Source organism: Streptomyces pseudoechinosporeus (assembly GCF_054783935.1).
Window position 1 is genome coordinate 291,633 of record NZ_BAAGPS010000004.1, and the last position, 15,372, is coordinate 307,004.

The following is a 15,372-nucleotide window of genomic DNA, read 5'->3' on the forward strand; positions in this document are numbered from 1 at the left end:
ACGCGTAGGCATCAGGAGGCCGCCATGAACACCATGAACACCAAGACCAGCACCAACACCAAGACCGACACGAACGGCACCACCCGACCCGCCGCCCCCCGCAACGTCATCGTCGTCGGCTCCGGCCCCACCGGGCTGCTGCTGGCCGGTGACCTCGCCACGTCCGGCATCCCCGTGACCCTCGTCGAAAAGCGGTCGCACGAGATCAGCAACCTCTCCCGCGCCTTCGCCGTGCACGCCCGCACCCTGGAACTGCTGGATGCCCGCCCGTCTCCCACCACCGCCCTCAACGGACGCGCTTCGCGCGAACCTCTTTCGCGGAGTCTCGCCGACGATTTGGAGGCCAAGGGGCAGCCCCTCGACCGGATCCGGCTCTTCGGCCGGCTCGCCATCGATCTCGGCACGCTCCCCTCCCGCTTCAACCACCTGCTCGTTCTCCCGCAGTACGAGATGGAGGCGGCGCTGGAGCGGCGGGCGGTCGAGGCGGGGGTGCGGTTCGCGTACGAGACCGAGGTGACGGGGCTCGTCCAGGACGCGCACGGCGTGACGCTCCGCGTGCGCGGGCCCAGCGGGGAAGCGGATGAGCTGCGGGCCGCGTACGTCGTCGGGACGGACGGGATGCGCAGTGCCGTACGCGAATCGATCGGGCTGCCCTTCCCCGGCCGCTCGGTGATCCGTTCCGTGGTCCTCGCCGACGTCAAGCTCGCCGAGGAACCCGAGACGATCCTCACCGTCAACGCCGTCGGCGACGCCTTCGCCTTCCTCGCGCCCTTCGGCGACGGCTACTACCGCATGATCGGCTGGCACCGCGGCCGCAACGTCCCCGACAGTGCACCCCTCGACCTCGACGAGGTCAAGGAGATCACCCGGCTCGCCCTCGGCCGCGACTACGGCATGCACGACGCCCGCTGGATGTCCCGGTTCCACAGCGACGAGCGGCAGGCGCCGGCGTATCGCGTGGGCCGCGTGTTCCTCGCCGGGGACGCCGCGCACGTCCACACCCCGGCCGGCGGCATGGGCATGAACACCGGCCTCCAGGACGCCGCGAACCTGAGCTGGAAGCTGGCGGCGACGCTCAACGGGCACGGCCCCGCGGACCTGTTGGACACCTACCAGGCCGAACGCCACCCCATCGGCAAGGCGGTCCTCCGCAGCAGCGGCGGGATCGTACGGCTCGCGATGGCCAAGCGGCCGTGGACGCTCGCGGCCCGCGCTCTGGTCACCACGTTCCTGAACCACGTCCGTCCGGCGCGCACGCGGATGCTCGGCGAGATCACCGGGATCGGCTTCAAGTACGCCGCTCCACGCGGCGCCCACCCGCTGGTCGGCCGGCGCGTCCCGGACGTGGCCCTGCGCAACGGCCGCCTGTATGAGGCCCTGCGCGGCGGCAGGTTCGTACTCGTCACTCCCGCCGACGCCACCCTCGCCGACGTCAACGCCCGCAAAGACCGCCTCACGGTGGCGAGTTGGGCGAGCGACCGGCGTACGACGCTACTGGTCCGTCCCGACGGTTACGCGGCCTGGGCGGCGGACTCCGCGGACGCGGGGGAGGTCGAAGCGGCGCTGGCTAAGGCCGTGGGCTGACCGTGCCCGCGAGCAACTGACGCAACAGGTCGGCCAGTTGGCCGACCTGTTCCTCGTCGAGCGCCGACAGCGCCTCCGTCTGGAGGGCGAGCCCGGCCTCGACCGCGTCGTCGACCATCGCCAGGCCCTTGTTCGTGAGGGTGACGTGGAGGGCCCGGCGGTCGTGGGGGTCGGGGGATCTGCGGAGCAGGCCGGCCCGTTCCAGCTTGTCGAGCCGCCCCGTCATGCCTCCGGTGGTCAGCATCAGCGTGTCCGAGAGCCGACGGGGCGAGAGGGTGTACGGGGCGCCGGACCGCCGGAGCGCGGCGAGTACGTCGAACTCGCCACGCGAGACCCCGAACCGGGCGTACGCCTTGTCCATCTGGTCGCCCATCGTCCGCGAGAGCCGGTAGACGCGGCCGAACACCTCCATCGCGGTCGTGTCGAGATCGGGCCGTACGGCGGCCCACTGGTCGATGATCGCGTCGACGGCGTCCCGGGGGGTCTTGGGCGTGCTGCTCATGGGGGCGAGTATCCGTGCCGGGTCGGTCGCTCGCAAGAAAGTAACTTGACGAGAAGTAGCTTGCCCGAAAGTAGTTTGGAACTAATCTACTGACCCTGTCACCGCTGCCCTCGGCTGCCCTGGCGACCGAGGGCCTCCGTCGCACCAGCCCCAACGCCCCCTCCGCTCCCCCGCACCGCGCCCTTGACTCCCTGACCCGGCACCTTGAGCCTTGACGAGGCGGTGGGCCTCGGGCCGTGGTGGCCGTCATGAACGCTCGACACCCGTGCGGAAGTGAGGAGTTGGGGGCGTGATCCTCACTGTCGACGAGCTGACGCGGACGGCGCGGGCGATGGTGGTGGCTCGGCCCGGGGTGGTGCGGATGCGGAGTGTCGGGGACTCGCGGGACGGGCGGCCGCTCTGGGTGCTGTCCGTCGGGCGTGGTGAGCGGCAGGTGCTCACGGTGGCCGGGGCGCATGCCAATGAGCCCGTGGGCGGGGTGTCCGCGCTTGCCCTCGCCGAGGAGTTCGTACGCGACCCCCGTGTCCTCGAAGAGTGGGGCTGCACCTGGCACTTCCTGCTCTGCCTGGATCCGGACGGTGCCGCCCTCGCCGAGCGCCGGTTCGCCGAGCGGCCCACGCTGGAGGAGTACTACCGGGGCTTCTACCGGCCCGCTTTCGCCGGGCAGCCGGAGTTCCCGCCCGTCGAGGCCGATCCGCGTCCGCCCCTTCCGGAGTCCCGTGCGCTCACCCGGCTCCTCGACGAGCTGCGTCCCGTCGTGCAGTTCTCGCTGCACGGGGTCGAAGCAGGCGGATCGTTCCTGCAACTCACCCGCCCTGTGCCCGGCGCGCCACGCGCCTTCCGCACTGTCGCGGCGGAGCTCCAAATACCCCTGGAATACCGGCCGTTCGACGGTATGGGCTGGTTCGTCGACAGCCCCGGCGTGCTCGTTCTGCCGGACGGCAGCCCGGCCGACGACGAGCGCGACCCGTCCGGCTACACCTCCCGCTCCACCTGGACGTACGCGATGCGGCACGGCACCGTGTCGGCCGTCGTCGAGGCGCCCCTGTGGAGCGTGGCGGCCGTGAGCGACCCGAGCCGTGTCGCCGACCCCGGACGGGAGATCGACGGTGCCTCGGAACTCCTGCTCAGCCGTTCCAAGCAACTGGAGGAAGTACTCGGCCCGTTGGCCGACCGGCCGCCCCGGGACCCCGCCCGGCTGCCGTTCTACACGGCCGCCCGCGAACTCATGGACATCGGCCCCGGCGTGGTCGACACCTGGACCACGCATGACGCCCGGGGCCTGGGCGACGCCGAACTCGCCACCACCGTCGGCAACTCCGTCTCCCTCGGCATCGCGGCCCGCCGTATCCCGCTGCGCGCGGCGGCGATGATGCGGGGTGCCTTCGGCGAGGGGACGACCGGAGTCTCCAGTACGCCCGAAGGTACGCACGAACTCGCCGCCCTCGATGCCCTGGTGAGCGACTGGAGCCGCGAGCTGGACGCCACCTTCGACGCCCGCTGGGTGCCGGTCCACCGCCAGACCGCGCTGCACACCCGCACCATGCGCCGACTGGCACAGCAGCTCCTGGACACGTGACAAGAGCCGGGACACGTGAAGGGGGCGCCCGGTACGACACCGGGCGCCCCCATCCACGTACGGACTACCCCTTCGAGTCAGCAGCCGCGTCCGCCGCCTGCGCTTTCAGCGCACGCTCCACGCCCGAGCGGGACTCCGAGATCAGCCGCCGCAGCGCCGCGTTGGGCTCGGCGGAGGCGAGCCACGCGTCCGTCTTCTCCAGGGTGTCCTGGGAGACCTGCACGGCCGGGTAGAGGCCGACCGCGATCTGCTGGGCCATCTCGTGGGAGCGGGACTCCCAGACGTCCTTGACCGCCGCGAAGAACTTCTCCGTGTACGGGGCGAGCAGTTCCCGCTGGTCGGTCTGGACGAAGCCGCTGATCACCGCTTCCTGCACGGCGTTCGGCAGCTTGTCGGACTCGACGACCGAGGCCCAGGCCTCCGCCTTCGCCGCCTCGGTCGGCCGGGCGGCCCGCGCGGTCGCCGCGTGGCGCTCACCGGCGGCCGTCTTGTCCCGCTCGTACTCGGCGGTGATCTCCGCCTCGTCGAACCGGCCCACCGCCGCCAGCCGGTGCACGAACGTCCAGCGCAGCTCGGTGTCCACGGCCAGCCCCTCGATGGTCTCGCTGCCGGTGAGCAGCCCCTCCAGGAGGTCCAGCTGCTCCGGCGTACGGGCCGTCGCCGCGAAGGCGCGCGCCCAGGCCAGCTGGTGGTCGCCGCCCGGCTCGGCCGCGCGCAGGTGCTCCAGCGCGGCCACGGTCCAGCGGGTCAGGCCAGTCTCGCGCCAGGCCGGATCCGCGTACAGATCGAGGGCCAGCTTCACCTGGCGGTGCAGCGACTGCACCACGCCGATGTCGGACTCCTTGCCGATGCCGGACAGGACGAGCGACAGGTAGTCGCGGGTGGCGAGCTCCGCGTCGCGCGTCATGTCCCAGGCCGAGGCCCAGCACAGGGCGCGGGGGAGGGACGCCTCGAAGTCGCCCAGGTGCTCCGTGACGAAGGCCAGCGACTGCTCGTCGAGGCGGACCTTCGCGTACGAGAGGTCGTCGTCGTTGAGGAGTACGACGGCCGGGCGGCGCCTGCCCACCAGCTCGGGGACGGCGGTCAGTTCACCGTCGACGTCCAGCTCGATGCGGCCGTTCTCGTCCTCGCGCAGCAACTTGCCGCTGTCGTCGTCGAGGTCGTAGAAGCCGATGGCGATGCGGTGCGGACGGAGCGTCGGCTCGCCCTTCGCGCCGGCGGGCAGCGCCGGGGCCTCCTGGCGGATGGCGAAGGAGGTGATGACGCCGTTCGCGTCGGTCTCGAACTCGGGACGGAGGATGTTGATACCGGCGGTCTGGAGCCACTTCTCGGACCAGTTCCCCAGGTCACGCCCGCTGGTCTCCTCCAGCGCGCCGAGGAGGTCGGACAGCCGCGTGTTCCCGTACGCGTGCGTCTTGAAGTACGCCTGCACACCACGGAAGAACTCGTCCATGCCGACGTACGCGACGAGCTGCTTCAGTACGCTCGCGCCCTTCGCGTACGTGATGCCGTCGAAGTTGACGAGGACGTCGTCCAGGTCGCGGATCTCCGCCATGATCGGGTGCGTGGACGGGAGCTGGTCCTGGCGGTACGCCCAGGTCTTCATCTGGTTCGCGAAGGTGGTCCACGAGTGCGGCCACCGGCTGTCGGGGGAGTACGCCTGGCAGGCGGCCTCGGCGTAGGTGGCGAACGACTCGTTCAGCCACAGGTCGTTCCACCACTCCATGGTCACGAGGTCGCCGAACCACATGTGCGCCAGCTCGTGCAGGATCGTCGAGGCGCGCATCTCGTACGCCGCGTCCGTCACCTTCGACCGGAAGACGTACTGGTCACGGAGGGTGACCGCGCCCGCGTTCTCCATCGCGCCCGCGTTGAACTCCGGCACGAAGAGCTGGTCGTACTTCTTGAACGGGTACGCGTAGTCGAACTTCTCCTGGAACCAGTCGAAGCCCTGCCGTGTGACCTCGAAGATCGCGTCCGAGTCCAGGTACTCGGCGAGGGAGGGACGGCAGTAGATGCCGAGCGGGACGGACTGCCCGTCCTTCTCGTACACGCTGTGGACGCTGTGGTACGGGCCGACGACGAGCGCGGTGATGTACGTGGAGATCCTCGGCGTCGGCTCGAAGACCCAGGTGTCGTCCTTGGGCTCGGGCGTCGGCGAGTTGGAGATGACGGTCCAGCCAGTGGGCGCCTTCACGGTGAACTGGAAGGTGGCCTTCAGATCGGGCTGCTCGAAGGACGCGAACACACGGCGGGCGTCCGGGACCTCGAACTGCGTGTAGAGGTAGGCCTGTTGGTCGACGGGGTCGACGAACCGGTGCAGTCCCTCACCGGTGTTGGTGTACGCGCAGTCGGCGACGACCCGCAGGACGTTGCGGCCCTCCAGGATGCCCGGGAGTGCGATACGCGAGTCCTTGAAGAGCTCGTCCGCATCGAGGTGGTCGCCGTTGAGGATGACCTCGTGGACGGTCGGGGCCACCAGATCGATGAAGGACTGCGCGCCGTTCTCGACCGAGTCGAAGCGCACCGTGGTCACGGACCGGAAGGTGCCTCCCTCCTGCGCGCCGGAGAGGTCGAGATCGATCTCGTACGAGTCAACGGTGAGCAGCTTCGCCCGCTGCTGCGCCTCTTCACGGGTCAGGTTTGTGCCAGGCACTCGGTCATCTCCTCGTTATGTGTCGGTTCGGTCATCCTTCCACGGGAGCTGTGTGTAAGGCGATGTCCGTTTCCCGCCGGTGCCCTGGCGGGGTGGGGGTCAGCCTGGACTGCATGACCAGCTATCACGCACGTCCCATCGAACCGGCCGCTCTGAAGGAACTGCGCTCCATGGACGACGCGGGCCGTCCGATGCTTCCTTTCGTGGACGACGAGGGTGGCGCCCCGCTCCGCTGCTGCCTGCGCCGCAGCGAGCCGGGGGAACGGGTCGCCCTCGTCTCGTACGCCCCGCTGCGCCGCTGGGCGGCGGAAACGGGCGCTGACCCGGGGGCGTACGACGAACAGGGTCCGGTTTTCATCCACGTGGAGGAGTGCGGTGGTCCGGATCTGGACGGCTACCCGTTCACGGGCGCCCACCGCACGGTCCGCCGCTATTCCGCCAGGGGGCACATCCTGGGCGGTCGCCTCGTGGAGAAGCCTGAGCTGTTCGGCCGTGCCTTCGAAGAGGCATTCGCCGATCCGGAAGTGGCGTTGGTTCACGTCCGCGCCGTCGAATACGGCTGCTTCCTTTTTGAGGTGCGCAGGCCGTGAGCGTACGGGCACACTTTGCGCATGGAGCATGAGAACGAGCAGCTCATCGCCGAGTACGCGGGTGAAGAATGAAGGGGCGATCCTGGCGCGAGGTTCGTGCCGAGGCATTCGAGCGCCATCCGGAGCTGGATTCCGCCCAGGCCCGGCTTGACCGGGCCAGGATGCGGGCCGAGAACTTGGCTCGCATTCGTGGACACGGGCTGAGACAGCGCGAGGAACGGGGCGGTCACCGTACGGTGACCGCCCCGTTCCTCGTACGGGAAGGCGTCAGCCCTTGAGTTCTGCCGCCACCAGCTCCGCGATCTGTACCGCGTTCAGCGCAGCGCCCTTGCGGAGGTTGTCGTTGGAGATGAAGAGGGCCAGGCCGTTTTCCACGGTCTCATCCGTGCGGATGCGGCCTACGAAGGACGGGTCCTGGCCGGCGGCCTGGAGGGGGGTCGGGATGTCCGACAGGGCGACGCCGGGGGCGCCTGCCAGCAGCTCCGTCGCGCGTTCCACCGACAGCGGACGTGCGAAGCGGGCGTTCACCTGGAGGGAGTGGCCGGAGAAGACCGGGACTCGTACGCAGGTGCCGGAGACCTTCAGCCCAGGGATCTCGAGGATCTTGCGGGACTCGTTGCGGAGCTTCTGCTCCTCGTCCGTCTCGTTCAGGCCGTCGTCGACGATCGAGCCCGCCAGGGGGAGGACGTTGAAGGCGATGGGGCGCTTGTAGACCTGCGGCTCGGGGAAGTCGACCGCCGAACCGTCGTGCGTCAGCTTCTCCGCGTCCGCGATCACCTTCTGGGCCTGCCCGTGCAGCTCGGCCACGCCCGCGAGGCCGGAGCCCGACACCGCCTGGTACGTCGCGACGACCAGCGCCTCAAGGCCCGCCGCCTCGTGCAGCGGCTTCAGTACCGGCATCGCGGCCATCGTCGTGCAGTTCGGGTTCGCGAGGATCCCCTTGGGGCGGTTCACGATCGCGTGCGGGTTCACCTCGGACACCACGAGGGGTACGTCCGGGTCCTTGCGCCAGGCGGAGGAGTTGTCGATCACGACCGGGCCCTGCGAGGCGACCTTCTCGGCCAGCGCCCGCGAGGTCGCGCCGCCCGCCGAGAAGAGCACGATGTCCAGGCCGGAGTAGTCCGCCGTCGAAGCGTCTTCCACCGTCACACCGTCGAGTACCGACCCGGCCGAGCGGGCCGAGGCGAACAGTCGCAGCGTCTCCACCGGAAAGTCCCGCTCCACGAGGATCCTGCGCATGACCGTGCCGACCTGACCGGTGGCTCCGACGATTCCTACCTTCACGGCGACTCTCTCCCTTTACCTGTGCATCACTGGGCGGCAGCGTTCCATCATGCGTCCCACCCCGGCCCGGCTGTCCAATCCTTTGTGCTCCTGCCCGAGGAGTGGGACGGTGTGCGCCCGCACGACGTGACGTACGTCTCGGCCGAACGTTTTGGCCCGCACCGGCGTCGTAGAGGCAGGGCGAGGGGAGGGGTGGCTGTGCTGCGCAGAAAAAGCCGCCGCGGCCAGGGGGGCGACGCTCCGGCGGACGATCCGCTGGACGCGGCCCAGGAACGCCGGGTGCGTGCGGTGCTCGCGCTCGGCGGCGTACCGCAGGCGGACCTGCCGGACGGGGTGCAGCAGGTCCGGCTGCGGCTCCTGGAGCGGGCCGCGAGCGGGGCGGAGGCACCGCGCGACGTGTCGGCGTGGGCGGCGGTCGTGGCGTCGAACCTGGCGATGGACTGGCACCGGGCCAGGCGCCGCCAGGAACGTATCGGGGAACGCCTCGCCTCGCTGCGGCAGTTGGAACCCGTGGACGCCTCGGGCGACGACACGAAGGTGCTCTCGCTCGCCGTGGCCCAGGGCCTTGACGAGCTGCCCGAGTCCCAGCGGCAGATCCTCGTCCTGCGCTTCTACGCCGATCTGCCGGTCCGCGGGATCGCCGAGGAGCTCGGCATCCCGGAGGGCACGGTCAAGAGCAGGCTGCACACGGCGGTCCGCGCCCTGCGCGCCCGCCTGCACGAGGACGAGGTGGTGTGACGTGGCTGAGTACGAGGGCGAGGGCGATGCGCGAACCGACGCGCTGCTGGCCGCGATCACCGATGAACCGCTGCCCCAAGAGGCCCTGGACGACCCGGAGTTCATGGCGGAGCACCGGTCGGCGATGGCGGACGTGGCGGAGCTGCGGGAACAGTTGCTGTTCATGGGGGAGGCGCTGGCCGCGGAGAGCGAGCGGTCCCAGGCGGATCCCGCGCCGGCCAGGACGGCGAAGCCGCCCAAACGCGCCGCGCGATCATGGCAGCCCCGGCGCTACGCCGGCCTCGCCCTGGGCGCCCTCGTGGTCGCCCTGGGCACCACGCTGCTCGGCGGGCTCGTATGGCTCGGCGTCCAAAGTGGTGGCGGGGCCGAGGCAGGCTCCGACTCCGCCGCCAGCCGGGCCGAAAGCGGTAGCGGCGACGACACGGCCGCGGACTCGGGCGAGAAACCGTTCTCACCCGAGATGCACATCGCCTGCTCGAAGGTCCTCGTCGAGGGGACCGTACTGAGCGTCACGCCTCGGGACGACGGAGACGTACGGGTCGTACTGGAGGTGAAGCGCTACTTCCGGCCCGAGCGGACGGTGGCCGAACAGCCGACCATCGCCGTCAACCTGTACGGCAGCGCGCGGGCGGACCTGAAGGTGGGTGTCGACGCCCTGGTACGGGTGCCGCTCCACACGCAGGAGCCGCAGGAATGGAAGGTCGGCCCCGAGGCCGCCGAAGACCGCGATGGGCTCGTCGACGCGCTGCCTGGCGCACATGGGCTGAAGTGCCCGCCCCCGGAGGAGTGACTGAGGGCGGCAAAAGGGGCGGGCGCCCGGTTACACACCGGACGCCCGCCCACAGTCGTACAGAACCGGAGAACTACGGCGTGACCTTCTCGATCAGCACGCTGCCCGTCCCCGCGGCCGTACCGCGCGCGTTCACGAGCTGCACCTGGCCGAAGAACTCGCGGCCCTCGGGCGCCGCGGCAGCCGCGACGATCGAGCCGGAGAACGTAGCCGAGTCGCCGGTGCCGAGCGACACCTGCGTGTCGTCGGCCTCGATCGTGCCGAGCGCGGCCGAGAAGAACACGTCACGGTAGTCGTACTCCGTGGTGCCGCCCGGGACCGCGTAGCCCTGGATCTCCACGGTGTACGTACCGGCGGCGGGCTTGGCGATCGTCACCGACTCCTCCGAGTCGGCGTCGGCCGCGATGCCCACCTGGTTGCCGGCAGCGTCGTACACGTACAGGTCGAGGTCGGCGTTCGCGACCGACGTCTTGCCGATGGTCACGTTCAGCGACTCGGCGCCCGCGGGCACCTCCACCGTGCTGGTCTGGGCGGCGCCCTCAGCGATGGTCGGCCGCTCGTTCTTGGCGGAGCCGAGCGGACCGCCCGCGAGCTTGCCCTCGACCGGCTCCAGCGTGTTCGTCACCTTCCAGGAGGCATCGGCCGGGGTGCCGACCTTGGCCTCGGGGATGGTCACGAGCTCCGGGTCGAAGGTCGCGCCCAGGACAGCGATGTCCAGCTTGTACGGGTTGTCGAGCATCGGCGACGTACGACGCGACTCGACCTCGATCTCCCAGACACCCGGCTGCGGATCGGCGTACGAGCGCACGTCGGGGCGGCAGGGCTTGCTGTCCGGGCTGGTGAAGTTGTGGTAACAGTCCAGCGAGGCCGACGGGTCGAGCCCGAGGCCGTACGGCTGGATGGAGAGGAACCGGGTCTGGCTCTTGTCCTTCAGCCCGCTCATCCGGACCTCGAGCGTCTTCGCGCCCTCGGGGACGGTCACGAAGTACGAGTCGTTGCTGTTGCGCTGCACCGAGCCCGACGCGGAGTAGGAGTACTTCAGCGGGGCCGAGACCACGACCGTCGACATGATCTGGTGGTCGATGCCCTCGGTGCGCGGGTCGTCGACCTCGAGGATCGCGCTCTTGATCCCGGCCGAGGACGGCTTCGCGGAGACCTTCACGGTCACCGGCTTGTTCAGCGGGAGCGACACCTCGTCGGAGCTCTCGATGCGGAACGTCTTGCCGCTGTTGTTCTCCAGGTGCAGCTCGTGCCGCAGCGCGCGGTCCGGGCCGGACGTACGGGTGATCGTGATGTCGTACGTCTTCTTCTGGCCGGCCTTGAGCCCGCTCTCACGGTCGTAGAGGCCGGTGCCGAAGCCCGGGGTCTTGAGCGCCTGGTCGAGGGCGGTGTCGACCGGGGCCTTGACCGTGTACTCGTGCGCCGTGGCGCCCTTCTGGATGGACTTCCACGCGTCGACGATGTTCATCCGGCCCACGCCCTCGGCGTACGCCTGGACACCGCTGATGTGGTCGGCGGTCGACGTCAGCGCGGTGCGCAGCTTCGCGGGCGTCAGGTCGACGCCCTTCTCCTTCGCGGCGGACAGCAGCAGCGCCGAGGCGCCGGTCGCCTGCGGGGAGGACATCGAGGTGCCGTTGAGCATCTGGTAGCCGGGCGGCAGCGTGTAGCCCGCCTCGGGGGCTATGAAGCCGGGCAGCCAGGTCTGCGCGGTGTTGACCGCGGCGCCGGGCGCGACCAGGGTCGGGGTGAAGCCGCCGTCCTCACGCGGGCCGCGGGAGGAGAAGGGGAACATGGCGTACTTCTTCTCCACAGCCGAGCCGTAGTTGGACGCCCAGGTCTCCTTGGAGATGGCCGCACCGACCGAGATGACCTTGTCGGCGAGGCCGGGGTCGCCGATGGTGTTGGCGCCGGGGCCGGAGTTGCCCGCGGAGATCACCAGCTGGACGCCGTACTCGTCGATCAGACGCGTGTAGAGCTCGGCGCGCGCGTTGTTGCCGTCGTTCAGGGCGGGCAGGCCGCCGATCGACATGTTGACGATGTCGACGCCGCGCTTCGTCACGAGGTCGATCATGCCCTCGGCGATCGCGACGTTGGTGCAGCCGGGCCCGAACTCGCAGGCACGGGACGAGACGATCTTCGCACCCGGGGCGGCGCCGTTCATCTTGCCGCCGAACAGGCCCTTCGCCGCGGTGATACCGGCGACGTGCGTGCCGTGCTCGCTCGCTATGAGGCCGATGTTGACGAAGTCGGCCTTTTTGCCGACCCAGTCACCGCCCAGCGGGTCGGTCGGCACGTCCTTGCGGATCTCGACGACGAACGGCTGCCGCTCGGCGACGGCGGTCGACGGGTCGTCGGTGCCGAAGTAACCGATCTGGTAGCCGTCCTTGTACGGCTTCATCGCGGTGTCGTCGGTGAAGTCGTTGTTGCCGTTCACATCGACGGTGACCGTGCCGGCCGCGTCGTACAGGACGCCCCAGGTGTCGGTCTTGTCGCCGTCGCGGTTCACGTCACCCGCGGCGTCACCGCCCGCCGTGATGGACTCCCGGAACAGGTTGATCTTGTACGAGCCCGAAGGCGCCGTCCACGTCTGCCCGTTGAAGGTGAAGGTGGGCCCGGAGACGGAGTTCGTCATCAGGCGCCAGCTGCCGTCGCCGTCGATGATCGGGTCGGTCGAGGTCACCCAGTCGACGATCTTCCGCTCACCGGTGGTGGTCTTCTGCAGCGCCGGGTGAGCGAGGTCCACGCCGGAGTCGAGGATGCCGATGGTGATGCCGCGGCCGTCCGCCTTCGGGTTCTTCTTCACGAAGTCGACGGCGCCCGTCTCGAAGGACGGGTTGTACGGGTTCTCCGCCGGGGTGTTCTTGTCCGGAGCCGGGTAACTCTTCGCCGCGGCCTCGGCCTTGGCGCCCTTGGCCCCGTCGGCGCCCGGAGTCGGGTCCTCACGGATGATCTCGTGGCGCAGGTCGATGCCGTGCACGGAGGAGAGCTTGGCGGCGGCGTCGACGGCGGCCTCGGCCCTGGCCGTGGGCACGGTGGCGCGGACGTAGCCGAGCTTGTCGTAGGTGCGGCCCACGGAGCCGCCCTTGACCGCGTCCAGCTGGTCGGCGACCTTCTCGGTCTCACCGGGTGCGGTGGCGATCATCATCGTGACGTTCTTCGCACCGTCGGCCTGGGCCTCGGCAAGCAGGTCGGCATCGGCCGAACCGAGCTTGTCGTCGGCGGACTTGAGGGCCGGGTCGGTTGCCGCACGGGCGGCCGGATCGTCCGCGGAGAAGGCCATGGGTATCGGCCCCGTCGCGGAGAGGGCGGCCACCAGGCCCGCGGCCACGGCAATTCTGGCCACGTGTCTCGCGCCTCTGATCGGAGTGCGCTGAGGCTCGGGAGTGGGGGTCATCAGCATCCCTGTTAGGTAAGGACGAGCATGAGTCCGGTATGTGAACCCGGATGACCGCTCAGCTTTACGCAAGAGATGCATGTTTGGGGAGAGTTGACAGGTACGCGAGAGAAAGCTGGCGTAATCCCGCCATGCGCCATGGAGCTGATAGGGCGTCATAAGGGGACGCGTCTGAAATGCGCAAGGCTTTCGAGTCGCGCCCCCTTGCCGCAGGGCGACCCATACCCTGAGAAATAGCTTCCGTACCCAGGAAGATGAACGTGGAGTGACCGCCTCCCCTCAGTCCGACGAGGGGTCGATGGACGCGGAGAGTGACCAAGATCCACGTACGGTGATCGGTGTTGCCCGTTGCCGCTCAGTTAACGCGCAGGTCACTCCCGGTGCCAACGATCCAGTGTGAGCGGGTAGTTCGCGTCAGCGAACCGCCCGCGACCACTGCTGACGCGTTCGCACTCGGGGAGACCGCGCCATGTCGCGCATACGCTCTGTCGCCACATCCGTTCGTGACCGCCGCGCCTTCCTGGCCGCAACCGGGGCGGTGTCGCTCTCCGCGGGTATCGGCTTCGCACTCCGCCCGGACAGCGGCGGGAGCACCGTCCCCGCCGTCGCCGACGAAGGGCAGGCGGCCATCGCCATGTCCCGCCAGGCACCCCCTGCGCCCCTCATGCCGTACACCCGCGGCACCACCCTCGGCTCGGCCGCGGCCCCGCTCAACTCCTCCGGCTTCCGGCGGCTCGGCGATGGCCCCGCCTGGCAGCGCGTCGTCCGCGGCGACCTGGCCGCGCCCAAGGCGGGCCGCGGTGAACGCCGCACCGCGCTCGCCGCGTTCGTGCAGTTCACCGACCTGCACGTGGTCGACGTGCAGCACCCGCTGCGGTACGAGTATCTGCGCGCCCAGGCCGCCAACGCCTGGCGTCCGCAGGAGTCGCTGTCGGTGGCCGGCGCGGTCTCGCTCGTCGAGCGGGTCAACGCGCTGCGCGGCGCCCCCGTCACCGGTTCCCCGCTGCACTTCGTGATGACCACCGGCGACAACACCGACAACAACACCAAGACGGAGCTGGACTGGTTCCTGAAGGTGATGAGCGGCGGCCGTATCACCCCCAACTCCGGTGACCCGAAGTCCTACGAGGGTGTTCAGAACAGCGGCATCAAGCTGTACTGGCAGCCCGACGCGAACGTCCGCGACGGCGACAAGCAACTCGGCTTCCCGCAGATCGACGGCTTCCTCGCCGCCGCCGTACGCGAACTGCAGAGCCCCGGCCTCAACCTGCCCTGGTACTCCACGGTGGGCAACCACGACTCCCTGCCCGGCGGCTGCTTCGCGCCCGGCGACCCCTTCCTCACCGAGTTGGCCGTCGGCGGCAAGAAGCTGATGACGCTGGACGAGACGGTGGGCGCCACCATCTGGAAGAACCTCAGGAAGGGCGGCGACCCCAAGGGCACGGTCCTCAAGGACATGCTCAAGTCGCAGGCGCGGAAGATGCGTTCGGTCACCCCGGACGAGGGGCGCGCGCCCTTCACCTCCGCCGAGTACCTCCAGGCGCACCTCGACCCCTCGCACACCGGCCCCGGCCCTGTCGGGCACGGCTACTCGCAGGCGAACCTCGCCGCGAAGACCCAGTACTACACCTTCCGGATCGCGGACGACCTGCTCGGCGTCAGCCTCGACAGCACCAACTCCGGCGGGCACTACGAGGGCTCGCTGGGCACGGCCCAACTGCGCTGGCTGGAGCGCACGTTGAAGACGGCCGAGCGCAACAAGGAACACGTCATCGTCTTCAGCCACCACACCAGTAAGACGATGCGCAACCTCCGCGAGGACCCGAACCACCCCGGCGAGCGCCGCTACGGCGGCGACGAGGTCCTCGCCCTCCTCGGCAGCTACCGCTCCACCCTGGCCTGGGTGAACGGCCACAGCCACAAGAACAACATCACCCCGCACCCCGGTCCCGACAACCGCTCCTTCTGGGAGATCTCCACGGCCTCCCACATCGACTTCCCCCAACTGGCCCGCGTCATCGAGGTAGTCGACAACCACGACGGCACGATCTCCCTCTTCACCACGCTCATCGAATCCGCGGCCCCCCACCGCACGGACTTCGCCGACCTCTCCCAGACGGGCCTCGCGGCCCTCTACCGCGAGCTGTCCTTCAACGCCCCCGGCTCCCGCTCGACCCTCTCGGGCGATCCGGGGGACCGGAACACGGAACTCGTCCTGAAAAAGGGCTAGTTCCTCGGCAGGGCTCAAAAGCGCC

General features: G+C 69.7%; 10 protein-coding genes. 6 read left to right on the top strand and 4 right to left on the bottom strand.

All coding sequences use genetic code 11. The annotated features are described in order from the left end of the window. The first annotated feature begins 24 nt into the window (after positions 1-24). Positions 25-1,584, top strand: coding sequence for an FAD-dependent monooxygenase (locus ACYVO6_RS05945; RefSeq protein ID WP_461057972.1), 1,560 nt, complete (start codon positions 25-27; stop codon positions 1,582-1,584). On the opposite strand, the gene ACYVO6_RS05950 is transcribed toward ACYVO6_RS05945, so the two are convergent. Then, positions 1,568-2,086 (bottom strand): MarR family winged helix-turn-helix transcriptional regulator, encoded by a 519-nt coding sequence (locus tag ACYVO6_RS05950; RefSeq protein ID WP_461057974.1) that lies wholly within the window; start codon positions 2,084-2,086, stop codon positions 1,568-1,570. The genes ACYVO6_RS05945 and ACYVO6_RS05950 overlap by 17 nt on opposite strands. A 289-nt stretch (positions 2,087-2,375) precedes the next feature. Between ACYVO6_RS05950 and ACYVO6_RS05955 the strand changes: the two genes are divergently transcribed. Continuing rightward, positions 2,376-3,665 carry a M14 family zinc carboxypeptidase gene (locus tag ACYVO6_RS05955; protein WP_461057976.1) on the top strand — a complete coding sequence of 430 codons (1,290 nt, stop codon included), beginning with the start codon at positions 2,376-2,378 and terminating at the stop codon, positions 3,663-3,665. Positions 3,666-3,729: 64 nt separating this feature from the next. Here ACYVO6_RS05955 and pepN read toward each other — a convergent pair whose 3' ends face one another. Next, on the bottom strand, positions 3,730-6,321 hold the full coding sequence (pepN, locus tag ACYVO6_RS05960) for an aminopeptidase N (RefSeq protein ID WP_461057978.1): 2,592 nt from the start codon (positions 6,319-6,321) through the stop codon (positions 3,730-3,732). A 113-nt stretch (positions 6,322-6,434) separates the two neighbouring features. Between pepN and ACYVO6_RS05965 the strand changes: the two genes are divergently transcribed. Then, positions 6,435-6,911: a DUF1203 domain-containing protein gene (locus ACYVO6_RS05965; RefSeq protein ID WP_461057980.1), complete on the top strand. Its 477-nt coding sequence runs from the start codon at positions 6,435-6,437 to the stop codon at positions 6,909-6,911. Between the two features lie 267 nt (positions 6,912-7,178). Here ACYVO6_RS05965 and ACYVO6_RS05970 read toward each other — a convergent pair whose 3' ends face one another. After that, on the bottom strand, positions 7,179-8,195 hold the full coding sequence (locus ACYVO6_RS05970) for an aspartate-semialdehyde dehydrogenase (protein WP_461057982.1): 1,017 nt from the start codon (positions 8,193-8,195) through the stop codon (positions 7,179-7,181). A gap of 192 nt (positions 8,196-8,387) precedes the next feature. Here ACYVO6_RS05970 and ACYVO6_RS05975 point away from each other — a divergent pair, with 192 nt between their 5' ends. Continuing rightward, positions 8,388-8,933 (top strand): sigma-70 family RNA polymerase sigma factor, encoded by a 546-nt coding sequence (locus tag ACYVO6_RS05975; RefSeq protein ID WP_461057984.1) that lies wholly within the window; start codon positions 8,388-8,390, stop codon positions 8,931-8,933. Between the two features lies 1 nt (position 8,934). Beyond that, on the top strand, positions 8,935-9,723 hold the full coding sequence (locus ACYVO6_RS05980) for a hypothetical protein (protein ID WP_461057986.1): 789 nt from the start codon (positions 8,935-8,937) through the stop codon (positions 9,721-9,723). 73 nt (positions 9,724-9,796) lie between these two features. Here the strand turns inward: ACYVO6_RS05980 and ACYVO6_RS05985 are convergent, their stop codons facing one another. Next, positions 9,797-13,123, bottom strand: a complete 3,327-nt coding sequence (locus tag ACYVO6_RS05985) for a S8 family serine peptidase (RefSeq protein WP_461057988.1) — start codon at positions 13,121-13,123, stop codon at positions 9,797-9,799. Positions 13,124-13,586: 463 nt separating this feature from the next. On the opposite strand from ACYVO6_RS05985, the gene ACYVO6_RS05990 reads away from it, so the two are divergent. Then, positions 13,587-15,347, top strand: a complete 1,761-nt coding sequence (locus tag ACYVO6_RS05990) for a TIGR03767 family metallophosphoesterase (protein WP_461057990.1) — start codon at positions 13,587-13,589, stop codon at positions 15,345-15,347. Positions 15,348-15,372 lie beyond the last annotated feature (25 nt).

Coding starts and splice junctions, on each gene's coding strand:
- ACYVO6_RS05945 (WP_461057972.1), top strand. CDS start 25: ATGAACACCATGAACACCAAGACCAGCACCAACACCAAGACCGACACG.
- ACYVO6_RS05985 (WP_461057988.1), bottom strand. CDS start 13,123: ATGCTGATGACCCCCACTCCCGAGCCTCAGCGCACTCCGATCAGAGGC.
- ACYVO6_RS05965 (WP_461057980.1), top strand. CDS start 6,435: ATGACCAGCTATCACGCACGTCCCATCGAACCGGCCGCTCTGAAGGAA.
- ACYVO6_RS05950 (WP_461057974.1), bottom strand. CDS start 2,086: ATGAGCAGCACGCCCAAGACCCCCCGGGACGCCGTCGACGCGATCATC.
- ACYVO6_RS05990 (WP_461057990.1), top strand. CDS start 13,587: ATGTCGCGCATACGCTCTGTCGCCACATCCGTTCGTGACCGCCGCGCC.